19 protein-coding genes are annotated in these 21,405 nt (G+C 61.5%); 10 read left to right on the top strand and 9 right to left on the bottom strand.

All coding sequences use genetic code 11. The features are described 5' to 3' along the window. Window positions 1-18 precede the first annotated feature (18 nt). Window positions 19-1,971 carry a propionate catabolism operon regulatory protein PrpR gene (gene prpR / locus KGA85_RS10845; RefSeq protein WP_223543105.1) on the bottom strand — a complete coding sequence of 651 codons (1,953 nt, stop codon included), beginning with the start codon at window positions 1,969-1,971 and terminating at the stop codon, window positions 19-21. Between the two features lie 250 nt (window positions 1,972-2,221). On the opposite strand from prpR, the gene KGA85_RS10840 reads away from it, so the two are divergent. Genes KGA85_RS10840 through KGA85_RS10815 form a run of 6 tightly spaced genes read left to right on the top strand, consistent with a single transcriptional unit; the run spans window position 2,222 to window position 7,211 of the window. Beyond that, on the top strand, window positions 2,222-3,277 hold the full coding sequence (locus KGA85_RS10840; RefSeq protein ID WP_223454580.1) for a phosphotransferase family protein: 1,056 nt from the start codon (window positions 2,222-2,224) through the stop codon (window positions 3,275-3,277). Continuing rightward, complete coding sequence (locus KGA85_RS10835) at window positions 3,277-3,642, top strand: DUF6285 domain-containing protein (protein WP_223454578.1); 366 nt, start codon at window positions 3,277-3,279, stop codon at window positions 3,640-3,642. Before KGA85_RS10840 ends, KGA85_RS10835 begins: the two co-directional genes overlap by 1 nt. Continuing rightward, window positions 3,639-4,352, top strand: a complete 714-nt coding sequence (locus tag KGA85_RS10830) for a histidine phosphatase family protein (protein WP_223454576.1) — start codon at window positions 3,639-3,641, stop codon at window positions 4,350-4,352. The genes KGA85_RS10835 and KGA85_RS10830 overlap by 4 nt, the downstream gene beginning before the upstream one ends. Before the next feature lie 22 nt (window positions 4,353-4,374). Beyond that, the gene (locus KGA85_RS10825) at window positions 4,375-5,547 is read left to right on the top strand and encodes an acyl-CoA dehydrogenase family protein (RefSeq protein ID WP_223543104.1); all 1,173 of its coding nucleotides are present in this window, start codon (window positions 4,375-4,377) and stop codon (window positions 5,545-5,547) included. Next, complete coding sequence (locus KGA85_RS10820) at window positions 5,547-6,326, top strand: SDR family NAD(P)-dependent oxidoreductase (protein ID WP_223543103.1); 780 nt, start codon at window positions 5,547-5,549, stop codon at window positions 6,324-6,326. Before KGA85_RS10825 ends, KGA85_RS10820 begins: the two co-directional genes overlap by 1 nt. Before the next feature lie 54 nt (window positions 6,327-6,380). Continuing rightward, entirely contained in the window at window positions 6,381-7,211 is an 831-nt protein-coding gene (locus KGA85_RS10815; RefSeq protein ID WP_223454571.1) for an SDR family NAD(P)-dependent oxidoreductase, read from the top strand. Between the two features lie 129 nt (window positions 7,212-7,340). Here the strand turns inward: KGA85_RS10815 and KGA85_RS10810 are convergent, their stop codons facing one another. The 4 genes from KGA85_RS10810 to KGA85_RS10795 form a co-directional block, all read right to left on the bottom strand. Continuing rightward, window positions 7,341-8,348 carry a zinc-dependent alcohol dehydrogenase family protein gene (locus tag KGA85_RS10810; protein WP_223531918.1) on the bottom strand — a complete coding sequence of 336 codons (1,008 nt, stop codon included), beginning with the start codon at window positions 8,346-8,348 and terminating at the stop codon, window positions 7,341-7,343. A gap of 126 nt (window positions 8,349-8,474) precedes the next feature. Next, entirely contained in the window at window positions 8,475-9,533 is a 1,059-nt protein-coding gene (locus KGA85_RS10805; protein WP_223454567.1) for an NAD(P)-dependent alcohol dehydrogenase, read from the bottom strand. Between the two features lie 59 nt (window positions 9,534-9,592). Further along, window positions 9,593-11,050, bottom strand: coding sequence for an acyl-CoA reductase (locus KGA85_RS10800; protein ID WP_046038015.1), 1,458 nt, complete (start codon window positions 11,048-11,050; stop codon window positions 9,593-9,595). A 4-nt stretch (window positions 11,051-11,054) separates the two neighbouring features. Beyond that, entirely contained in the window at window positions 11,055-12,494 is a 1,440-nt protein-coding gene (locus KGA85_RS10795) for a hypothetical protein (protein ID WP_223454566.1), read from the bottom strand. A gap of 368 nt (window positions 12,495-12,862) precedes the next feature. Between KGA85_RS10795 and KGA85_RS10790 the strand changes: the two genes are divergently transcribed. The 3 genes from KGA85_RS10790 to KGA85_RS10780 all read left to right on the top strand — a co-directional run bounded on the left by KGA85_RS10790 (window position 12,863) and on the right by KGA85_RS10780 (window position 15,199). Beyond that, window positions 12,863-14,014 carry an iron-containing alcohol dehydrogenase gene (locus KGA85_RS10790; RefSeq protein WP_223454564.1) on the top strand — a complete coding sequence of 384 codons (1,152 nt, stop codon included), beginning with the start codon at window positions 12,863-12,865 and terminating at the stop codon, window positions 14,012-14,014. Further along, window positions 14,011-14,448 carry an acyl-CoA thioesterase gene (locus tag KGA85_RS10785; RefSeq protein ID WP_223531916.1) on the top strand — a complete coding sequence of 146 codons (438 nt, stop codon included), beginning with the start codon at window positions 14,011-14,013 and terminating at the stop codon, window positions 14,446-14,448. The genes KGA85_RS10790 and KGA85_RS10785 overlap by 4 nt, the downstream gene beginning before the upstream one ends. Before the next feature lie 82 nt (window positions 14,449-14,530). Then, window positions 14,531-15,199, top strand: a complete 669-nt coding sequence (locus tag KGA85_RS10780; protein WP_223531914.1) for a TetR/AcrR family transcriptional regulator — start codon at window positions 14,531-14,533, stop codon at window positions 15,197-15,199. A gap of 67 nt (window positions 15,200-15,266) precedes the next feature. On the opposite strand, the gene gabD is transcribed toward KGA85_RS10780, so the two are convergent. The 3 genes from gabD to glaH all read right to left on the bottom strand — a co-directional run bounded on the left by gabD (window position 15,267) and on the right by glaH (window position 19,063). Then, window positions 15,267-16,715 (bottom strand): NADP-dependent succinate-semialdehyde dehydrogenase, encoded by a 1,449-nt coding sequence (gene gabD / locus KGA85_RS10775; RefSeq protein WP_223531912.1) that lies wholly within the window; start codon window positions 16,713-16,715, stop codon window positions 15,267-15,269. 27 nt (window positions 16,716-16,742) lie between these two features. Continuing rightward, window positions 16,743-17,996, bottom strand: coding sequence for an L-2-hydroxyglutarate oxidase (gene lhgO / locus KGA85_RS10770; RefSeq protein ID WP_223454659.1), 1,254 nt, complete (start codon window positions 17,994-17,996; stop codon window positions 16,743-16,745). Between the two features lie 89 nt (window positions 17,997-18,085). Continuing rightward, the gene (glaH, locus tag KGA85_RS10765; protein ID WP_223531910.1) at window positions 18,086-19,063 is read right to left on the bottom strand and encodes a glutarate dioxygenase GlaH; all 978 of its coding nucleotides are present in this window, start codon (window positions 19,061-19,063) and stop codon (window positions 18,086-18,088) included. A gap of 192 nt (window positions 19,064-19,255) precedes the next feature. Between glaH and csiR the strand changes: the two genes are divergently transcribed. After that, a complete protein-coding gene (csiR, locus tag KGA85_RS10760; RefSeq protein ID WP_223454556.1) occupies window positions 19,256-19,954 on the top strand; it encodes a DNA-binding transcriptional regulator CsiR in 699 nt (232 codons plus the stop codon). A gap of 118 nt (window positions 19,955-20,072) precedes the next feature. Here the strand turns inward: csiR and KGA85_RS10755 are convergent, their stop codons facing one another. Further along, window positions 20,073-21,380 carry an MFS transporter gene (locus KGA85_RS10755; RefSeq protein WP_223443326.1) on the bottom strand — a complete coding sequence of 436 codons (1,308 nt, stop codon included), beginning with the start codon at window positions 21,378-21,380 and terminating at the stop codon, window positions 20,073-20,075. Window positions 21,381-21,405 lie beyond the last annotated feature (25 nt).

Genomic DNA, 21,405 nt, shown 5'->3' with positions numbered 1-21,405 from the left:
ACCCTGTGCGCAGTGTCTTTATTGCAGGCGCCGCCACAGCGTGGAGCGACTGATACCCAGTTCAATAGCCGTTTGCGCCAGATTGCCGTTACAGGCCAGAAGCGTTTCGCGTATGTATTGCTTTTCCTTTTCCTTGGCGATGTTTTTCAAGTCACTGACTGCCGGTGTTGCCTGACCTGGTGCCTGGGGCAAGGCTTGGCTTTTCAGCAGTTCGGGGATCACCAGGGCGAGGCTCAACTCATCGATCGCGGCGCCTTGCAGCAGGTCCTGTGCCGAAAGCGCCGCACGTTCAACGATGTTTTCCAGTTCACGGATGTTACCTGGCCAGGCATACGCCATGAGCTTGGGCAGCAATGCATCCAGCAGTCGTTCCTGCAATCGCGGCGGGCGTTTGTCTGCATTCAGACGCAGCAGAATGGCGCGGGCGATGTCTGCGATGTCTTCACCGCGTTCCCGCAAAGGCACCGTCTGCAGACGCAGGATGTTCAGGCGATAGTAAAGGTCGCTGCGAAATTCTCCGGCCTCGATGGATCGGGAGAGGTCCTGATGGGTGGCGGCGATGATTCGGATGTCGATGCTGATCGGTTCTGTTGCGCCCAGGCGCAGGACTTCACGCTCTTGCAAGACGCGCAACAGGCGGGTCTGCAGTGACACCGGCATGTCGCCGATTTCGTCGAGGAACAACGTGCCGCGATGGGCGGCTTCGATCAGCCCGGGTTTACCGCCTTTGCGTGAGCCGCTGAAGGCACCTTCCTGATAGCCGAACAGTTCGCTCTCCAGCAGCGATTCGGGAAACGCCGCGCAGTTGATCGCGACGAAAGGACCGCGCTGGCGGTTGCTGACATTGTGCATGCCTTGCGCCAGCAACTCCTTGCCGGTACCGCTTTCGCCGGTGATCAGCACGGTAGAGGAGGTGGCTGCATAGCGTTCGGCCAGTTTCAGCAGCTGTCGGGTCGCCAGGCTTTTGCCGTTGATTTGCTCCAGGCGGTATTTGGCCAAGAACCCGCCAGGGCGGTGCGTCGAGCGGATGCGCTGGTCGGCGCGCTGTACCGCGGACGTATCCTGGCAAGTCAACACCAGCCCGGTGCGTTGGCCGTCTTCCAGAATCGGCAGGATATTGCTGACGACCAGGTTCTGGCCCAGGCGGATGACGGTGTTCTCTTCGCCGACTCCACTGCGCAGCACTTCGTCCAGCGCCAGTTCCGGACAGAGCTCCTGCAGGGGACGGCCCAGCATGAGGTTTGCCGGCATGCCCAACAGGGCTTCCAGTGCCGGGTTCGCCGATTGCACGATTCCCCGGTTGTCCACGGCTGCAACGCCTGTCGGAATGTGCTGCAACACACCGTTCAGATGCCGGCGTTTGGCAATTTCCATGCGCTGGCTGTGCAAGATGCCCAGCGCTTCTTCCAGCGCTTTGCGCACGGTGTCCTGGCTCAATGAAAGCACGCCGTGCAAGCCGACACGTTCCGCCAGTTCAACCACGGTCGATGAGCCAATCACCGTCCGGTAACCCAGGCTGCGGGCGTGCTCCACCGCCTGTCGAGCCTCTTCGAGCGTGAGGTAGCACGCCTGGTGGATCTGCACCGTGAACAGCGCTGCCATCGACTCGAGGTCGGCGTTGATTCGCGCATAACTGATGACGGCGATGTGCGGTGAACGCAGGCGTGCTTGTTCCAGGGCGCGCAGGAGATCGGCGCCGCCCACGCGCATCGACAGCACCGGGCGGGTCAGGTGCCTGCGCAGGTAGGCAGCGGTAGCGCCTGCGCAAATAAAGACTTCGACTTCGTTGTTCTGCTCCAGCTCGCGGGCCAGTTGCAATGACTCGGCGACGGTGGTGTCCAGCACGCGGATGCTGGTTTCGGCCGAATAGTCAGCCATCACGCTGTTCACCACGCGCGCCAGGCGGCTTTGTTGCAGCGGGCGTTCCAGGTGGCTGATGAGAACGATGATCTGGGGTTGGCGGGGCTGCATGGCGAGCGAGCTCTGATGAGTGTTTCAAGAGGGTTTCATAGTTGAATGCAGATGTTGCAGAAATGCAACGTTTGTCGGCGCTATAAAGCCTCGCCGCCGCCCGCTGAAATGGCTGCAGCGCCTGCGCTGCCTGGCGTCCAGCAGACGATCAGGACATGCAGCAAAAGCTGGCCCGGCAATTGCTCCGTCAATGATTGCAGTGAAGCCATCCTCTTCAACAACAATTCCAACAGGTCAGGTGCGGCGTCTAATGAGTGATCCGAACGTAGCAGCGGTGACAGTGCCGCAGCCCGAAGCACAACTGAAAAAAACCAGGCTTGAAACCTTCCTGTGCGCCCAGGCCGGCGCGCAACGGGTGACCGTCGACAATCAGCAGCGCCTGTCTGGTGGCGCCATCCAGGAAAACTGGTTGCTCGACGTGAATGTGGAGGGCGGCGCGTATGCCGGCCGCCAGCGCTGGGTCCTGCGCAGCGACGCTCAATCGGCCGTGCAGGAGAGCCTGAGCCGCGCCCAGGAATTCGCGGTGTTGAGCACGGTCCACCGTGTCGGGGTGAAGGTGCCCAGACCACTCTGGTTGTGTGAAGACACCGCGGTGCATGGGCGGGCCTTTTTCATCATGGAGTGGGTGTCCGGTATCACGGCCGGCCATCGGCTCACCAGTCAGCTGGGAGCGCAAGGCGATATGCAGTTGGTGTCCGACCTGGGCGCCAACCTGGCACGTATCCATTGCATCGCGCCTGGCGAGGCCGGCCTGGATTTCCTTGGTGATCCGCAGCGGGTCTCGGTGCAAGCGTCGATTGATGCCCTGCGTGCCGTATTGGACCGCCTCGGGGCGGTTCAGCCTGTGCTGGAGTGGGGCCTGCGTTGGTGTGAGTCCAACGCGCCAAAAAGCACCGCCCGGTGTTTGCTCCATGGTGACTTCCGCACCGGCAATTACCTGGCCGAATCCGGCAGGTTGCAGGCGGTACTGGATTGGGAATTCACCGGCTGGGGCGATCCGCGCCAGGACATTGGCTGGTTCACCGCCCGCTGCTGGCGGTTCGCCCGGCCTGACCTGGAGGCCGGCGGCATCGGCACGCTGGAGCACTTCATGCGCGGTTACACCGAGGTGTCTCCCCTCAATATCGAGCCTGAAGAATTGGTCTTCTGGCAGGTCATGGCCACGTTGCGTTGGGCGATCATCGCCCAGCAGCAGGCCCAGCGGCATTTGTCCGGTGAGGAGCCTTCGCTGGAACTGGCCCTGACGGGAACGCGGGTCCCCGAACTGGAACTGGACATATTGCGGTTGACCGGAGGGCTGCGCTGATGAATATCCGGCCCGACGCGAATGAACTGTTGGCGATAGCCCGCCAGACCCTGCTCGACGAGTTGTTGCCGCAGCTACCAGGCAGGCTGCGCTACCAGGCGCTGATGGTCGCCAATGCCATGGCCATTGCCGGGCGCGAATACCTTGAGGGCGAGACCGCGCAGGCTACCGAGGCTCGACTGCTCGCGGGACTGCTGGACGATGACCAGGCGTCACTGACGGATGCCCGCCAGGCGCTGTGCCGGGCTATTCGCCTGGGCCGTTTCGATGAGCCCGGGAGTGAACAGGATCACCTGTTATTGGCGCTCTCGGCGATCACCCGTGCACGGCTGTCCATCAGCAATCCGAAGGCGCTTGGCCAATGAGTGCTCCAGCGGTTTTGCGACGTCGTTGCTACCTGGTACGCCATGGCCATGTGGATTATTTCTCCCCCGAAGGCCAGCCGCTGGATCCGCGCAGCGTGCCGCTTTCCGACCTGGGAGAAGATCAGGTGCGGCAGCTGGCGCAGGTGATGAAGTCGATCAGTTTCGACCGTGCGCTGTGCTCCGATTACCCACGTGCGCGGCAGACCGCTGAAGGGCTGCTGGGCGATCGCCAGATCGAACTGCAGGCGTGCGCGCAGCTACGGGAAGTGCGTGCCGGCCGTCTGCGCGAGATTGCCCCGCAGCAACTGCGACAGCAGGTCAGCTACGCCTACGACAGCTTTGCCGATCCTGAGGGCAGCTTCATGGGTGGGGAGCGCTGGAGCGATTTCGACCGCCGCATCATGGCCCGCTTCGAAGAGGTCCTGGCCGAGCCCGACTGGCAGAGCTTGCTGCTGGTCAGTCATGACGCCGTCAATCGCCTGCTGCTGGGTTGGGCTCTGGGTGGCCCGAGCGGTTGCGCCGCGGCCCTGGAACAGGACAACGCCTGCCTGAACATCATCGATATCGACATGCAGGCCGGTCGCGTCCTGCGCTGCTACGTGCGTGTCGTGAACCTGACGCCCTACGACCTCCCCAAGACCCGCCAGCGACAAACCGTGATGGAGCGCATCTACGCGCAGCTTGCGCCTCTTGCCGAACAACGACCCTAGTCGAACAGAAACCAGGACCACCATGAACTTCACCATCCCCCAAGAGTTGCTGGACCTGCGCGAAAAGACTCGCGCCTTTATCGCCGAACAGGTGATCCCCATGGAGACCGATCCGCGCCTCACAGCACACGGTCCCAGCGAAGCGTTGCGCCAGGAGCTGCTGGACATGGCCCGTCGCGCCGGTCTGTTGTGCCCGCACGCCAGTCGTGAAATGGGCGGTGCAGGCTTGAGCCACTTTGCCAAGGCAATCGTCTTCGAAGAAGCCGGTTATTCGCCGCTAGGTCCGATTGCGTTGAACATCCATGCACCGGACGAAGGCAACATTCACCTGATGGACGAGGTGGCCACCGCGGCGCAGAAAGACCGCTGGTTGCGTCCCTTGGTCAGTGGCCGGATCCGCTCCTGTTTTGCCATGACCGAGCCAGCGCCGGGTGCAGGTTCCGATCCGTCGATGATGCAGACTGTCGCCGTGCGCGACGGCGACCACTACGTCATCAACGGTCGTAAATGGCTGATTACCGGGGCCGACGGGGCCGGGTTCGCAATCATCATGGCGCGCATGGAGGATGGCTCGGCAACCATGTTCCTGGTGGACATGAACACGCACGGAATTATCCATGAACGGCAACTCAAGACCCTGGACAGCTGTTTCGCAGGCGGCCATTCAATACTGCGATTTGAAAATGTGCGGATTCCGGCCACCGATGTGCTGGGCGAAATCGGCAAGGGTTTTCGTTATGCGCAAGTGCGCCTGGCGCCTGCGCGGCTGACCCACTGCATGCGCTGGCTGGGCGCTGCCCGCCGTGCCCACGATATCGCCTGCGACTACGCGAGGACCCGCGATTCGTTCGGTAAAACCCTGGGAGAGCACCAGGGTGTCGGCTTCATGCTGGCGGACAACCAGATGGCGCTGCACAGCACCCGCCTGGCCATCTGGCATTGCGCCTGGGTCCTGGACGAAGGCGGTCGGGGCAATGTCGAGTCGAGCATGACCAAGGTGCTGAGTGCTGAAGCCTTGTGGCACGTGGTCGATCGCTGCGTACAGATTCTGGGGGGACGCGGTGTGACCGGGGAAACCGTGGTCGAGCGCATCTTCCGCGACATCCGCCCGTTCCGTATCTACGACGGCCCAAGCGAGGTGCACCGCATGAGCCTGGCGAAAAAAATCCTCGAAGGACACAAGGAGTTTTCCTGATGAAACCTGCAAACACTCAGCTTTTCGATCTGACTGGCCGTCGAGCCTTGGTCACTGGCGCCTCCAGCGGGCTTGGCCGGCATTTCGCCCGGACGCTGGCGGCGGCGGGTGCCGAAGTGGCGGTGGCGGCGCGCCGGGTCGAGCAGTTGCAGACCCTGGTCGAAGAAATCGAAGGCGAGGGCGGGCGCGCCCGTGCGTTCCCCCTGGACGTGACCGACCGGACCTCGGTCAACAGCTGCCTGGCGCGGATTGCCGAGGAACTGGGTCCGTTGGACATTCTGGTGAATAACGCCGGCGTCAGCGACAGCCTCCACGTGCTTGAGTACACCGATGATGATTGGGACCGAGTGGTCGGCACCAACCTCAAGGGGGCCTGGATCGTCGCCCAGGAAGTGGCGCGGCGCATGGTCGAGGCGCAGCGCGGCGGCAGTCTGATCAACGTGACGTCGATCCTGGCCAGCCGCGTTGCCGGCAGCCTGAGCCCCTATGTCGCGGCGAAGGCCGGCTTGAGCCATTTGACCCGCTCCCTGGCCCTGGAACTGGCGCGTCACGAGATCCGGGTCAATGCCATCGCCCCCGGCTATGTGATGACTGAACTCAACAGCGATTTCCTGCGCAGTGAGGCAGGCGAAAAGTTGCGCGCCCGTATTCCCACCCGGCGTTTTTGCACGCCGGCCGATCTGGACGGTGCCTTGCTACTGCTTGCCTCTGATGCCAGCCGTGGCATGACGGGCAGTGAAATTGTCGTGGATGCAGGGCATTTGTGTAGCACGTTATAGCGGGATTTTTAACGAATGCCGCACGCCTTGAACTGATAGGACTGGAAAACCAACATGAACCCACTGCACGAAAAAGTCGCGGTGATCACCGGGGCCGCCAGCGGCTTCGGTCGCGAACTGGCGATAGCCTGCGCCAACGAAGGCATGCGCCTGGCGTTGACCGATATCGATGAGAAGAACCTGCAAGGCACGGTTGAGCTACTGCCGGCGGGCACGCAGGTGCTGACGATGACCTGTGATGTCGCCCAGGCCGAGCAAATCGAGCGGCTGGCGGTTGCCACCTACGCGCGCTTCGGCGCCGCGCACCTGCTGTTCAACAACGCCGGCGTACTGGTCGGCGGCCCGCTGTGGACCACGACCGAACAGGATTGGGCGTGGATGTTCGGCATCAACGTGATGGGCGTCGCCCATGGCATCCGCAGTTTTGTGCCGCGGATGCTGGCGCAAAAGGATCGATGCCACATCGTCAATACCGCCTCGGTCGCCGGCTTGCTGTCGGTGCCGGGTAACGGCATCTACTGTGCGACCAAGCATGCGGTGGTGACGATGTCTGAATGCCTGCAGCTTGAATTGCAGGAGGAAAACGCATCGATCGGTGTGTCGGTGCTGTGCCCGGCCTTCGTAGCGACGGGCATCGCCGATGCCGGACGCAATAGGCCGGCCGAATTGGCTGTCGCCAACCCGCTGAAAGAGAAGTACGAAGAACAGACGCGCAAGGCGACCCAGGCCGGCAAGCTCAGTGCGAACGATATCGCGCGCATCACCCTTGATGCGGTGAAGGAAAACCGCTTCTACATTTTGCCGCATCAAAAGATCAAGAGCCTGATCGAGGTGCGCATGGGCGACATCCTCGAAGAACGCAGCCCGCGCAAAACCTCGCGCTGAAGTATCTGCCTGCCAGCGGCGCATCTGTAGGAGCGAGCCCTGCTCGCGATGGACTCAAGAGCGCCGCGTTTTACCAGTAAACACGCGTTATCGTTGAAGACCATCGCGAGCAAGCTCGCTCCTACAGGGTTAATAGTGCAGGCAGATCTTGCCAAAATGCCCGGCAGTCTGCTGATGGGCAAAGGCCTCGGCAATCTGTTCCAGCGGATAGCGGCTGTCGATGACCGGGCGCCAGCTGAAGTTCTCCAGCGCACGCACCATGTCCTGCTGCTGCTCACGGCTGCCGACGATCAGACCGCGCAGGGTTTGCTGTTTGCGCATCAACTCCAGGGTCGGCACGCTGCCGGCAAACCCGGTGAGCACGCCGATCAGCGCAATGTGGCCACCCGCTGCGCAGGCGCGGATGGACTGCGGCAGCGTGCCCGGGCCACCCACTTCCACCACGATGTCGGCACCGCGGCCATCGGTGGCGGCCAGAACCGCATCGCCCCATTCGGGCTGGTCTTTGTAGTTGATGACCTGATCGGCCCCCAATGCCAGCAGACGCTCTTTCTTGGACTCGGACGACGTCGTGGCAATCACCCGTGCGCCCATCGCCTTGGCCATTTGCAAGGCAAAGATCGACACGCCGCCGGTGCCCAGTATCAGTACGGTATCGCCGGCCTGGATGTGACCATCGACTACCAATGCACGCCAGGCAGTCAAACCGGCGGTGGTCAGCGTGGCGGCTTCTTCATGGGTGTAGCCCTTGGGCGCCAGGGTGAAGGCCTCGGTGGGCAGGTTGACCCGTTCGCGGGCAAATCCGTCCACGCCATCGCCCGGCACGGTCTGGAAGGTGGTGGGCACGGCGCGGCCGGATTGCCAGTGGGGGAAGAAGCACGACACGACGCAATCACCCACGGCAAATTCCGTCACGCCTTCGCCCACGGCAGTGACGACGCCGGCGCCGTCGGACATGGGAATGCGGCCATCCTCTGCACGGGCGTGGCCGGTGACCACACCCAGGTCGTGGTAGTTGAGCGAGCTGGCATGGATGCGTACCTGGATCTCGCCGGCTGCGGGTGCACCGGGGGCGGCCATGTCGACCAGGCGCAGGTTGTCCAGGCCAGCGGGGTGTTGGAGTTGAATGGCTTTCATGATGGTCCTTGAGTCAGTCCGTGCGACGGGAGGATTGGAATTTGTTCGTCTGCGACAACCGTACCCACCTACAGCACCTTGCCTCAAGGGGAGGCTGCGGCGATGCGCACCGCAGCCTGAGCTTGATTAGCGCATAACGTCACGCATGCTGTTCATGTCGATCACGAAGCGGTACTTCACGTCGTTGCGCTGCAGGCGGTCAAAGGCCGTGTTGATGTCTTTGATATCAATCATTTCGCAGCTGGGCAATACCTGATGCTCGGCGCAGAAATCCAGCAGTTCCTGGATCGCCTGGATGCCACCGATGAGCGAGCCGGCGATGCTGCGGTTGTTGCGAATCAGCAAGCCACCATGGATGGGCTCCAGCGGTTCGATGGCGCCGACCAGCACCAGTACGCCTTCGCGACCCAGCAGCATAAGGTAGGGGTTGACGTTGTGCCGGCTGGGAATGGTGTCGATGATGAATTCGAAGGCATTGGCCGCCGCCGTCATGGCCGGCGAATCGTTGGACAGCAGTACGTGTTTGGCACCCAGGGCGCGGGCATCGTCGGCCTTGCCCGGTGAGGTGGTAATCACGGTCACCTCGGCACCGAGCGCCACGGCCAGTTTCACGGCCATGTGCCCGAGCCCGCCGAGGCCGACCACCGCGACTTTCGAGTCCTCGCCCACGCCGTAGCGGCGCATCGGGTTCCACACGGTAATGCCGGCGCATAGCAACGGTGCGGCGAAACGCGGATCGAGGCTTTCGGGCATGCGCAGTACGAACTGTTCACGCACGACAATATGCTCGGAGTAACCGCCATAGGTGATCTCGCCGGTGTGACGATCCTTGCCGTTATAGGTGGGCGTCGGACCATGGGCACAGAGTTGTTCCTGATGCTCGTGGCAGGGGGCGCACTGCAGGCAGCTATCGACCTGGCAACCGACGGCGACCCGGTCGCCGACTTTGAAGCGGCTGACGTTACTGCCGACGGCAGTGACATGCCCGACGATCTCATGGCCTGGCACGATGGGGTAGACCGTGTTGTTCCAGTCATTGTGCACCTGATGGGCGTCGGAGTGGCAGACGCCGCAATAGGCGATATCGATAGCAACGTCATCGGCACGCAAGTCGCGACGCTCGAAACGAAACGGCGTGAGGGCGGAGTGGGGCTCGAAGGCGGCAAATCCCAGGCAAGTGGTCATGGGTAAGTCCTGTAAGAATCAACGCGTACCCCCGGCAATGGCCAGGGGTACAGGAGGGGTTAGATCGACGGGCGCAACCATGGCGCCGGGGTCGTTTCCGGCGAGGCGATCTGGTTGACGATCCACTTGCCCATGCGCCGCAGTGGCTCGATGGAATCTTGCGGACCCGCCCATTTCAGCCCCGCCGCGTAGCCCAGCGAGACGATTCGCTGAGCGCCATACAGGGGCAGAATGTCCTTGAGATCTTCCTTGATGCTTTCCGGATAGACGCCGACGGTCTGGGTGTAGGCATCCACGGCATCCATCATCTCGGTCAGGTCATCGACCGGCACCAGGTTGGCGGTGCGGTCGTCGAGCCGGGTGGCAAACGACACCGACTCCGGAATCTGTGAGCAGATGACGGCGCCTTCACCGTCCTGGCCGCCAATCACCTGGTACCACTCATCATCCAGGCGCAGCGCGTCGACTTCGGCCTTGAGGCCCTGGTCGTAGCGTTTGGGCACGGTGCTGAGGGTGTTGGGCAGGGTCTGCATGGCGTCGTAGACATAACGGCCGAAGGTGTTCAGATTCGCCAGGCCGGCCTCATCGGTGCCGCTCTGCACATAGACCACCCGGGCGCACACACAGGCCTTCTGGTTCAGTGCGCCAATGTCGCTGGCCAGGCGCAGGGCGGCCTCGCGCATGGTCGCTTCACTGTCGAAGGCACCCTTGCCGATGATGCTGGCGCTGCGTTTCGGGTCGAGGGAGATCAGCTCCAGACCCGGCTGGATGTAGCGGGTGACATGCTTCATCGAATTGAAACCACCCCAGGCAACGATCTTCTCCAGGTTCTGCGGCTGGTACAGGCGTTCTTCGAAGGCCTGGTCGCCACCTTTCCAGTAGGCGACGCTGAGGTGTTTGGTCAGCGGATGGTCCGGCGCCATCTCAACCATGGTGCGGGCGATGGCCAGGGCCGTGAACGGGTCGTTGGACGGCGCCTTGATGATCGCGTCGCTGCGCAGCACCATGTTGCGCAGGATGGTCAGCAGGGACAACCCGGTCGCGTTGCCGGCGACGATATGCAGGGTGCGGGCGCCGAAGCAGCGCACGTCCAGTTCGGTGCCGTCGATCAAGCGTTGCTTGACCCAGCCTTCCAGGTACTTGACGCCCACTGAGTTCTCCACCTGTTCGGTGACCGACTCACGGGTGAGCATGTGGCGCAGCCCCATGTAGCTGCCCTTGACCATGCTCGGAGTGACCGGCGCAGTCAGGTACGACAGCTCGCAGGCTTCCTGCAAGTAGGGGTTTTTGTCGAATTCAAGACGTTCACCGAGGGCTTCGGCATAGTCGAGGATGTCGTTGAAACTGAGGGTGTACAGGTCGGCCAGCCTGGCCGGGTTACCCAGTGGCAACTGGTCGATATACTTGTGCGCATCCGGGGTCTGGAACACCAGGTCACCGCCGCGGCCACCCACGTCGATCAGGTTGTCGGTGATGACTTTGCCGCGGATGATCATTGGCGCAATAGGTTTGCTCATGGGGTTAGCCCTCTAATGTGTTCAGGAAATCCATCGCCTGGCGATGGGAGTCTTCTGTTGCTGCACAAGTGATCTTGTCGTCGCCACCATTGAGTTCGCTGTAGCGCTGGATCGGCCCGACGACGTAGCAACTCGGCCGGCCGCATGCGCAAGGCTTGTCCCATTCGACGGTGATTTCATCGCCGGTAATAAAGCCGCCCCAGCGGATCTCGGCGCCGAGGTCGAAGAAGGCTGCACGACCGGTCACGCGGCCTTTGCGCGGCAGCGGCTTGCTGGTCTCTGGATCGAGCAGGTAGGGGACGACGGTGGGGGCGAAGTGGAAGTGGCCCGCTTCGCAGCGCGCGTGGGCGCCGCCGACGATTTCGGACATGGCGTAGGATTCGTTGAGCGTCCTGGCGCCGGTGAAGCGCAGCACGTCTTCGCGCCAGCCTTCGGGTTGAACGACACCCTTGCCGCCACCGGCGGTGTGCACGAACGAGTCAGGGTGGAAGACACCTTCCAGGCCACGCGCAAGGCCGGCCTTGGCCATGCTGTGCAGCAGGTTCCAGGTCGCGCCGATGTACACGCGCTGGCCCTTGAGCTTGGTGGACATATGATCGAAGAAGGTCGCCAGGTGCTGTGGCATCTCGGCCTGCAGCTGGTCGAAGGCCTTCTTCTTTTCCAACAGTTCCGGGCTGATCACCAGGCGATCGAGGGTGCCTTTGGACTGTGCCGCGCGCAGCTTGGCCCCCAGGTGCAGCACGTCGGTGCTGAGGGTGGTCGGGTAAGCGGCATGGAAATGCGATTCGTCCGGCAACAGTGCTGGAATCATGGCGGCATGGACGCGCACATGGCTCAGGTAACCCTTGCGGTAGTAAGGGTAGATCGTGTGCAAGTTGGGCTCCGGGGTGTCCGGACCCTCCATGTTCCACACCATCATCTTGCGCAGTTGAGCGAATTTTTCCCACTCATGTACGCCCTGGGGCAGGAACGACAGGGTGCCGGAAGTGCCCGAGGTGTGACTGATGCGCAGCTGCGGCACGCCTTCGTCCATGGTTTCGAACCAGTCATCCAGGCCTTGGCAATCGCTGACGTTGACCGCGGCGATGGCTTCGGCAACCTCTGGCGTCACCAGTTTGCCCAGCCATTTGTTGATCTGGCCGAAGCTGCGCTTCTCCAGCAACGATGGCGGGTAGGACTTGTAAACGGTGTGTTCGAACAGCAGCGGCACTACGTCGTCGAGTTGCTCGATCTTTTCCACGCCTTGGGCGTCGGCGAGTTTCTTCAGTACCGGTATGCGCTCGCGGAGTTCTTCGAAGCGTTGCTTCAGGGCGTTGAGTTGTAGCGCGTCGATTTCGGCGCGGGGCAAATGGTTCCAGGCTTGCTGGGAATAGTTGACCAATTCTGCCGGGTTGTTCAGCAGCTGCTGGGTTTTTTGTTCTATCGACAGTTGTGCAGTGGGCATTTTCTGGCTCGCTACTCGACTAGTGGGAACCGGCGAGGCCGGGGAAGGGTGCGGCTCAAGTATGGGGATGCCGCCTCGGAATTTGTTCCGGATTCATGTGCCGGTCGATGTCGCTCAAGTAACTGAAAAACAAGGAAAAAAGTAAGCGTGTCGAGATGCCCGTGCAGGCCGTTCCGGATTCGGGGTGGGTGACCGGATTTCAGGCGGGATCAGGAAGTGGGCTGGCATACACTCTGTCTCGCTCACTCCTGTCAATGAGGGGAGCGCTGCCACTCAGACGGCTATTCGTGAGGGGTTTCCGGTTGGCGTATGGGCTTTGCAATCGCCATGAAAACTCAACGCAACACACACCTATTCGTGAGGCTTCCATGTTGAAAATGGTATTTCAAACCACTCCATCAATGATCATCGAACGCGGTGCTGCGACCCGGCTCGCCGATCATGTTCGCGCCAGGGGCTGCAAATCGGTTTTGCTGGTGACCGATGCGGGGGTTATTGCGGCTCGGCTACTGGATGCGGTGCTCGCCGGTTTCGAGGGCCAGGACATAGCCGTCAGCGTGTTTTCCCAGGTACAGGCCGACCCGCCGGAGTCGGTGATCCTGGCTGCGGTGGATGCCGCGAAAACCTGTGGCGCCGATTGCGTGGTGGGGCTGGGCGGCGGCAGTTCGCTGGATGCCGCCAAGCTGGCCGCGCTGTTGGCGAGCAGTGGCGAGTCGTTGAGTCAAGTCTATGGCATCAACCAGACCAAGGGCCCGCGCCTGCCGCTGATTCTGGTGCCGACCACGGCAGGGACCGGTTCGGAGGTGACTTCGGTCTCGGTCGTGACCACCGGTGCCGGTGAGAAGAACGTGGTTTACTCGCCAATGCTGTTGCCCGACCTGGCGGTGCTGGATGCGGAGCTGACCCTTGGCCTGCCGCCCCACGTCACTGCAGCGACCGGTATCGATGCCATGGTCCATGCCATCGAGGCCTATACCACCAGGAACCTGAAGAATCCGATTTCCGATTGCCTGGCACGAGAGGCGCTGCGTCTATTGTCCGGCAGTCTGTTCCAGGCCTGCCTGGATGGCAGCAACCTGCAAGCGCGGGAGAACATGTTGCTGGGTGCCTGCCTGGCGGGTATGGCGTTCGCCAACGCACCGGTGGCGGCGGTGCATGCCCTGGCGTATCCCCTCGGCGCACGTTTCCATATACCGCACGGCCTTTCCAATGCGCTGGTGCTGGGGCCGGTGATGCGCTTCAATCTCGAGGCGGTGGCGCCGCTGTATGCGCAACTGGCCGATATCGTCCTGCCTGGCATCCTGGGTACCGATACAGAAAAAGCCGCTACGCTGGCCAACTACCTTGGCACCCTGGCCGGTGAACTGGGCCTGTCGACCCGCTTGCGTGACCTGGGCATCGTCGAGTCCGACATCGAGGCGCTGGCTATCGATGCGATGAAGCAGCAGCGCCTGCTCGGCAACAATCCGCGGCAGCTGTGCCTGGAAGATGTGCGCTCGATCTACAGGGAAATCCTATGAGCAACAAACTCAAACGGCCGTGCCGGGACGAGTTTCGCCATTTCACCAAAGTGCCGACGCGCTTTGGTGACAATGACTCCTTTGGGCATGTGAACAACGTGGTCTACTACTCGTACTGTGAGTCGGCGATCACGGCGTTCCTGGTCGAACAGGGCACCCTGGACATTGCCAACAGCCCGGTGATCGGGTTGATCGTCAATTCCGGTTGCACCTACTTTGCGTCCATCGGCTTCCCCGATCAGGTCAATGTCGCAATGAAAATATCCCACCTGGGTAACAGCAGCGCACGCTACGAGCTGGCACTGTTTCGCAACGATGAGCATGAAGCGGCCGCAGCAGCCCATATCGTCTATGTGTACGTCGACCGCGCCAGCAACACCTCGGTGCCCATCCCGGAAACGGTGCGTTGTGTACTCGCGAGACTCGCTGACTAAGCGAGTCGGCTCGGTCATACTCCAGTTTGCTGCTTGTCGGTTTTGCCACGGTGGCAATGAGCGGCATTCTGGAGAGGACACCATGACCAAACCAACCCCTGACAAGCCGGGCGTGCAGGTCGAAATTCCTGCCCAGCCGCGCAAGGAACCGCGGCAGGCACGCTCGATCGCGCTGGTCACGGCCGTCAAACAGGCCGGCCGGCAGATTCTCGAAAGCGAAGGGCGGGAAGCCTTGAACGCCATGCGCCTGGCCGAAGACTCAGGGGTGGCGATCAGTTCGATCTACGAGTACTTCCCGACGATGGAGTCGTTGATCGCTGCAGTGTTTGATGATTACCGGACTGAAGCCCGCATCGGACTGTACGCCGACATTATGGCGCTGCCGTCTGGCACCACGCTGTTAGACGGGATTTTGCTGGCCTTGCGGGCCGTACTGGCCGCCCATCACAAGAAAACCCTCTACGATCCTGGGTTCAGCGTGCGCTCCACTCATTATGACGAGCTGGTGCGACTGGATGTGGTCAAGGCCAAGCAGCTTTGGACCGCCACCGCGAGTTCGGCCTTGATGAAACGCTTCGCCAGCGAAATCCGGGTCAAGGACCGGGAAAAAGCAGAGTTTCTGGTTTACCAGACCTGGTCGGTGCTACCTCGGGCCATGCTGTTGGAAAGACCGGGCTACCTCACTGACGAGGACACGCCCAAGTTGATGGCGCGCATGCTGCACGCAATGTTGACTGACCCGAGCCCTTGAACCGCGAACAAAGCGACGCCCCGCAAGCGGGGCGTCAGGTGTTACGCAGCGCAGGCGGCGTGGAGGCTCAGATACCGATGCACAGGTATTTGATTTCCAGGTAGTCCTCGATGCCGTACTTGGAACCTTCGCGGCCCAGGCCCGAGGCCTTGATGCCACCGAACGGCGCCACTTCGTTGGAGATGATCCCGGTGTTGACGCCGACGATGCCGTATTCCAGCGCTTCGCCCACACGGAACACACGGCTCAAGTCGCGAGCATAGAAGTACGAGGCCAGGCCGAATTCGGTGTCATTGGCCATGGCGATCACCTCGGCTTCATCCTTGAAGCGGAACAGCGGTGCCAGCGGGCCGAAGGTTTCTTCCTTGGCGACGGCAGCATTGCGCGGCACATCGACCAGCACGGTCGGCTCGAAGAAGGTCCCGCCCAGGGCGTGCGGCTTGCCGCCGGCGACCACACGAGCCCCTTTGCTCACGGCATCGTCAATGTGCTCCTGGACCTTGGCCATGGCCTTGGCGTCGATCAGGGGACCTGTGGTGATGCCGTTTTCCAGGCCGTTGCCGATGTTCAGCCTGGCCACGGCGGCGGTGAGTTTTTCGACGAAGGCATCGTAGATACCGTCCTGGATGTACAGGCGGTTGGCGCAGACGCAGGTCTGGCCGTTGTTGCGATACTTGGAGATCAGCGCGCCCTCGACGGCGGCGTCCAGGTCGGCGTCATCGAACACGATGAAGGGTGCATTGCCGCCCAGTTCCAGCGAGACTTTCTTGATGTCCTTGGCGCACTCGACCATCAGCTGGCGGCCGATTTCGGTGGAGCCGGTGAAGGTCAGCTTGCGCACGATCGGGTTACCGGTCAGCTCGGCGCCGACTTCGCCGGCACTGCCGGTGACCACGCTGAACACGCCTTTCGGAATACCGGCGCGCTCGGCCAGCTCCGCCAGGGCCAGGGCCGAGTAGGGGGTTTGCGAGGCAGGCTTGAGGACCATGGTGCAACCGGCGGCCAGGGCCGGACCGGCCTTGCGGGTGATCATCGCCGAAGGGAAGTTCCACGGAGTGATGGCCGCAGTGACACCGATCGGTTGCTTGAGCACCATCAGGCGCTTGTCGACCTGGTGACCGGGGATCATGTCGCCATAGACGCGCTTGGCTTCTTCGCCGAACCACTCCAGGAAGGAGGCGGCGTAAGCGATTTCGCCACGGGACTCGGTCAGCGGCTTGCCTTGTTCGAGGGTCATCAAGCGGGCCAGGTCTTCCTGGTTGGCCATCATCAGGTCGAACCACTTGCGCAGTTTGTTGGCGCGTTCCTTGGCGGTCAGGGCGCGCCAGGCCGGTAATGCCTTGTCGGCGGCCTCGATGGCGCGCCGGGTCTCGGTAGCGCCCATCTTCGGTACGCTGCCGATGATTTCACCGGTGGCCGGGTTGTTGACCTTGAGGGTCTGGCCGTTGTCGGCATCTACCCATACACCGTCGATATAGGCTTGCTGGCGGAACAGTTTCGGATCGTTGAGTTGCACGCGTGATTCCTCGCTGCTGGGTTATCGTTAATGGGGGGCTGCGATGGATGCCGCCACAGGGGCGGGTTTGACAAAACTGACGCCAGAACTTGTGAGCTGTTCGCGGACCTTGTCGACGATGTACGCACCGATCGGGATGGCGGAGGTCGCGGCAGGTGACGGAGCGTTGCAGACGCTGACGCTGCGAGCGGTGTTGACGAACAGGAAGTCGTCGATCAGCTTGCCGTCCAGCGAGACAGCCTGGGCTCGGACACCGGCCGGGTAGGCGGTGAGATCGCTCTTGGTGAGGCTCGGGCAGTACTTCTGCACTTGCTTGAGGTAGCCGCCCTTGAACAACGAGTTTTTCATCTCGATCAGTCCGGGGCGCAGGTTCTTCTTCAGCACCTTGAGAATGCCCGGGGTGGTCAGGGTTTCGAACATATCGGACAGCGAGACATCGGTCTTGCGATAACCTTCGCGCTTCATCGCCAGCACCGCGTTGGGGCCGACGGTGACGGTGCCGTCGATCATGCGGGTCAGGTGTACGCCGAGGAACGGCATGGACGGGTCCGGGATCGGGTAGATCAGGTGGTTGACGATCTGGTTGTGCTGCTTGGGCAGCAGGTAGTACTCGCCCCGGAACGGGCAGATGATGAAGTTCGGCTTCATTCCGAGCATGCGCACAACGCGGTCGGCCATCAGGCCCGAGCAGGTGATCAGGAAGCGCCCGTGGTGCTCCTGGTCGCTGCAGCGCACCACCACTTCATCGGGACGCTCATCGATGGCGACTACTTCGCTGTTGTAGCGGATCTCGCCACCGGCGGCTGCGAATTCGCCGCCCATGGCCGCAGTGACCTGGGCGTAGTTCACGATGCCGCTTGAAGGCACGAAGATACCGCCCAGGCCGACGATGTTCGGCTCGCGCTCGCGCAGCTCGGCGGCCGTCAACCAGTCACGCTTGATGCCATTGGCTGCAGTGCGTTCCCACAGCGCGCGCATGCGCTCCATTTCCAGCTCGTTGGTGGCCACCAGCAGCTTGCCGCACTCGTCATAAGGGATGCTGTGCTTGGTGCAGAAGGCCTTGGTGGCCTTATTGCCTTCCAGACAGAAACGCGCCTTCAGGCTGCCCGGGGTGTAGTAGACACCGGCGTGGATCACGCCACTATTGTGGCCGGTCTGGTGCCTGGCCGGGCCGGACTCTTTCTCCAGCAGGAGGATTTTGGCGTCCGGGTAAACCTGGGCCAGTTGCATGGCCGTGGACATGCCCACGATGCCGGCACCGATGATGATGAAGTCGTACACAGCCATTAGCCTGCACCCACCTGAATTACGTTCTTGTTGGAAACACCACCACGCGTGGCGGCCCTCGCCGGTTCAACCCTTGGCAAACCTTATTGGCCGCGCTGGTACAGGGTTTTCTGGTAACTGATGTAGCCACGCTGGCGCATCAGCTCACGACGCAGGCCCTGGTGGGCGATAAAGCGGTCACGGCCGTGCAGCCAGAACATGTTGTTGACCAGCACGAAGCTGCCGACCGGCACCGGTACCGACAGTTTCTGCGGGCTGCCTTCCAGCGATTCGCTCAGGGCGTTCAGCCAGATACCTTCCTCGAAGTCTTTGGGCTGCACGAACTGGTCGATGTAGCGCATGGTCGGGCGACCTTCGGCGTCGTTGTCGAACACTGCGTGGAACACGTCTTCGCGCACGTTCTTGCTGGGTGGTGCGGTGAAGCGCATTTCACGGCGAGCCAGTGGGTGAGTGTAGTAGTGGTGCAGATCTTCCCAGTCATCCAGGTGCAGCAACAGGGAGTTGCCGCCTTCCATGTTCTGCTCGTCGATCTTCATCATCATCACGTAGTCGGTGCGCTCCTGGACGAAAGTGCCGTCGTTGTGCAGTTCCATGACCCGGTGTGGCTGACGCAGGTAGCTGTCGGAGTTGTCGGTGTTGAGCACCACAAAGCGAGCGTAGAACTGGCCGCTCATGGCATCGAAGTTGGAGCGACCGATCAGGTGGGCGACTGCAGAGGAGAACTTGACCATGTCATCGGCCTGGGACACGTCGTTCAAACCTTCAGGCGTGATCAGCATGCCACCGGTGGCGCGGTCCAGGATGTTGTTGACCAACACCGGGCGCAGGGTGCCTTCGCACAGCTCGTCAAGGATCTGGGCGATGCGGAAACGCAGGAACGACTTGTACTCCAGTGCCTGGACCGGCCACTCGGCCACCGCCTTGACGAACGCGTCGACGGTTTCCTTGGCGAATTTCAGCTCAAGCAGGCGCGGCGACTGGTTGGAAGGGGTAAGGGTGAAGCCCTTGCTCTGCGATGGCAGAGGCATCACAAGGTCCTGAATTTGAGTAAAGGCGTTCATGGCAACTCCCGGGCGAAGGTAGTGGTTGGCGCCTTCCAGCAGTGGTCTGGATCTGGCAGAAGAAAAGTATCGCCATAAAACTAAAATGTCTACATTTTTATAATTAGGCGACAAAATCTTAATTTGTCGAATGTTTTTCGTCTGATAGATGTTTGGGTATGATTGGGGTTTGGCAAGTTCTGGAGCAGCACCTTGGATAGCGTCACCCCCAGGCTCAACTCTGCATTCAGCGGGTATGAACGGCTCAAGCTGGACATCATCCGTGGCACATTCAAGCCCGGTGAAAAACTCCTCATGAGCGGGCTCAAGGAGCGCTATGACCTGGGTGTCGGCCCGCTGCGCGAAGCACTTTCGCAGTTGGTGGCAGAACACCTGGTGGTGGTCATCAGTCAGAAAGGCTACCGCGTAGCCCCCATGTCGCTGTCAGAGATGCAGGACATCTATGATGCTCGCGCCAATCTTGAAGCCATGATCGTGGGCCTGGCCATCGAGCGGGGTGATGACGCCTGGGAAGCCCAGATCCTGGCGCAGTCTCATACCTTGTCAAAGGTCATGGACGTGACAACCCGTGAGAAGGTGCTCGACGTTTGGGATGAGCGGCACAAGGCCTTCCACAGCGCCATCGCGGCGGGTTGCGGTTCCAGGCAATTACTTCAGGCGCGTACTTACCTGTTCGACCAGGCCGAGCGCTATCGTCACTTGTGGTTGACGCAAACGGTGTTCTCCGAAGAGGCCCTGGCGTTGAAGCGCAAGGAACATGCCGCGCTGGTCGAAGCCATTCTGGCCCGCGACACCCTTCGAGCGACAACCATGATGCGCACCCACCTGATGACGCCGGTACCCATCATTGTCGAGGTGATGCAGCGCGACGAGTGGGCGAAGCTTTCCTGATAACGGGCAAACCAATACAACGAGAAAGGCTTCCCGATTGCTCGGGAAGCCGCGCTGATGACCGCTGCAGAAATGCCGGGTTATCCGGTGCGGCAAGGTAGTGCCCTGCCGGGACAGTTCAGCGATTGACGATCCTGGCCGGTAACGCCAGCACCAGCAGCGAGCTGGCAAGCAGGCAGGCGGCGAAGAACCATAGGGCAACCTGTGGGCTGTGGAAATGGTCCATCACCGCTCCCATCAGCGAGTTGCTGACCAGACCGGCGATGTTCGCAACCGAGCAGGCCAGGGCGAAGCCGGTGGCAGCCGCGGTGCCTTTGAGGAAGGTGGCCGGCAAGCTGAAGAATACCGGCACCGCACCAATGATGGTCAGCGACGCCAGGGAGAACAGCAGGACGGTGATCGCGACATTCTGGGTGTAGAACGTCGCCATGAACATCGAGGCCGCACCGATGATAAACGGTACGATGATGTGCCAGCGGCGCTCGCGATGCTTGTCGGAACTGGCGCCGATGGCCAGCATGCCGATCAGCCCGGCCAGGCTCGGAATGGCCACCAGCAAGCCAATGTCGCCGGGGTTGGAGACGCCCGCGTTCTTGATGAACGTCGGTAACCAGAAACCCATGGCATAGGCGCTGAGCAGAATCGAGAAATCGATACCGCCGAGCATCCACACCTTGAGGTTGAAGAAGCCGTCTCGGAACGAATGTCCGCCGGTGTTCTCGCTTTCGTCCTTGGCCAATACGGCTTCCAGCTCGCTTTTTTCGCTGTCGCTCAGCCATTTGGCCTGGCGGATTCCATTGGGCAGTACGGCAAAGCACAAAAGACCCAGCACCACGGTCGGGATGGCTTCGAGCAGGAACAGCCACTGCCAGCTGTGCAGGCCGCCGACGCCATTGAAGTTGCCCATGATCCAGCCGGAAATCGGGCTGCCGAGCATGCTCGAAAGCGGCAGGCCGATCATGAACAGGGCGATGATGCGGCTGCGGCGGTACGAGGGAAACCATTGGCTCAGGTAGTACAGCACGCCTGGCAGAAAACCGGCTTCGGCGGCGCCAAGCAAAAAGCGCAGGGTGTAGAACTGCCACTCGGTGGTGACGAACATGGTAAGGCCCGACAGCAGGCCCCAGCTGATCATGATGCGTGCGATCCAGAGCCGCGCTCCGACTTTTTCCAGCACCAGATTACTCGGCACTTCAAACAGGATATAGCCGACGAAAAACAGCCCGGCACCCAGGCCATAGGCGGTTTCGCTCATGTGTAGCGTGTCGAGCATCTGCAGCTTGGCGAAGCCGACATTGATTCGGTCCAAGTAGGACGCCAGGTAGCAAAAGCACAAAAACGGAATCAGTCGCCAGACGATCTTGCGATAGGTGTCGGTGGTGGTGGCCTGGGCCAGGCTCACGGTGGGGGCGTCGCTGAATGACATGATGGATCTCCTGGATCTGCCGCGA

This window comes from Pseudomonas sp. GL-B-12 (assembly GCF_019955895.1).
Lineage (GTDB): Bacteria > Pseudomonadota > Gammaproteobacteria > Pseudomonadales > Pseudomonadaceae > Aquipseudomonas.
This window is presented reverse-complemented; position numbering and strand designations above follow the sequence as displayed.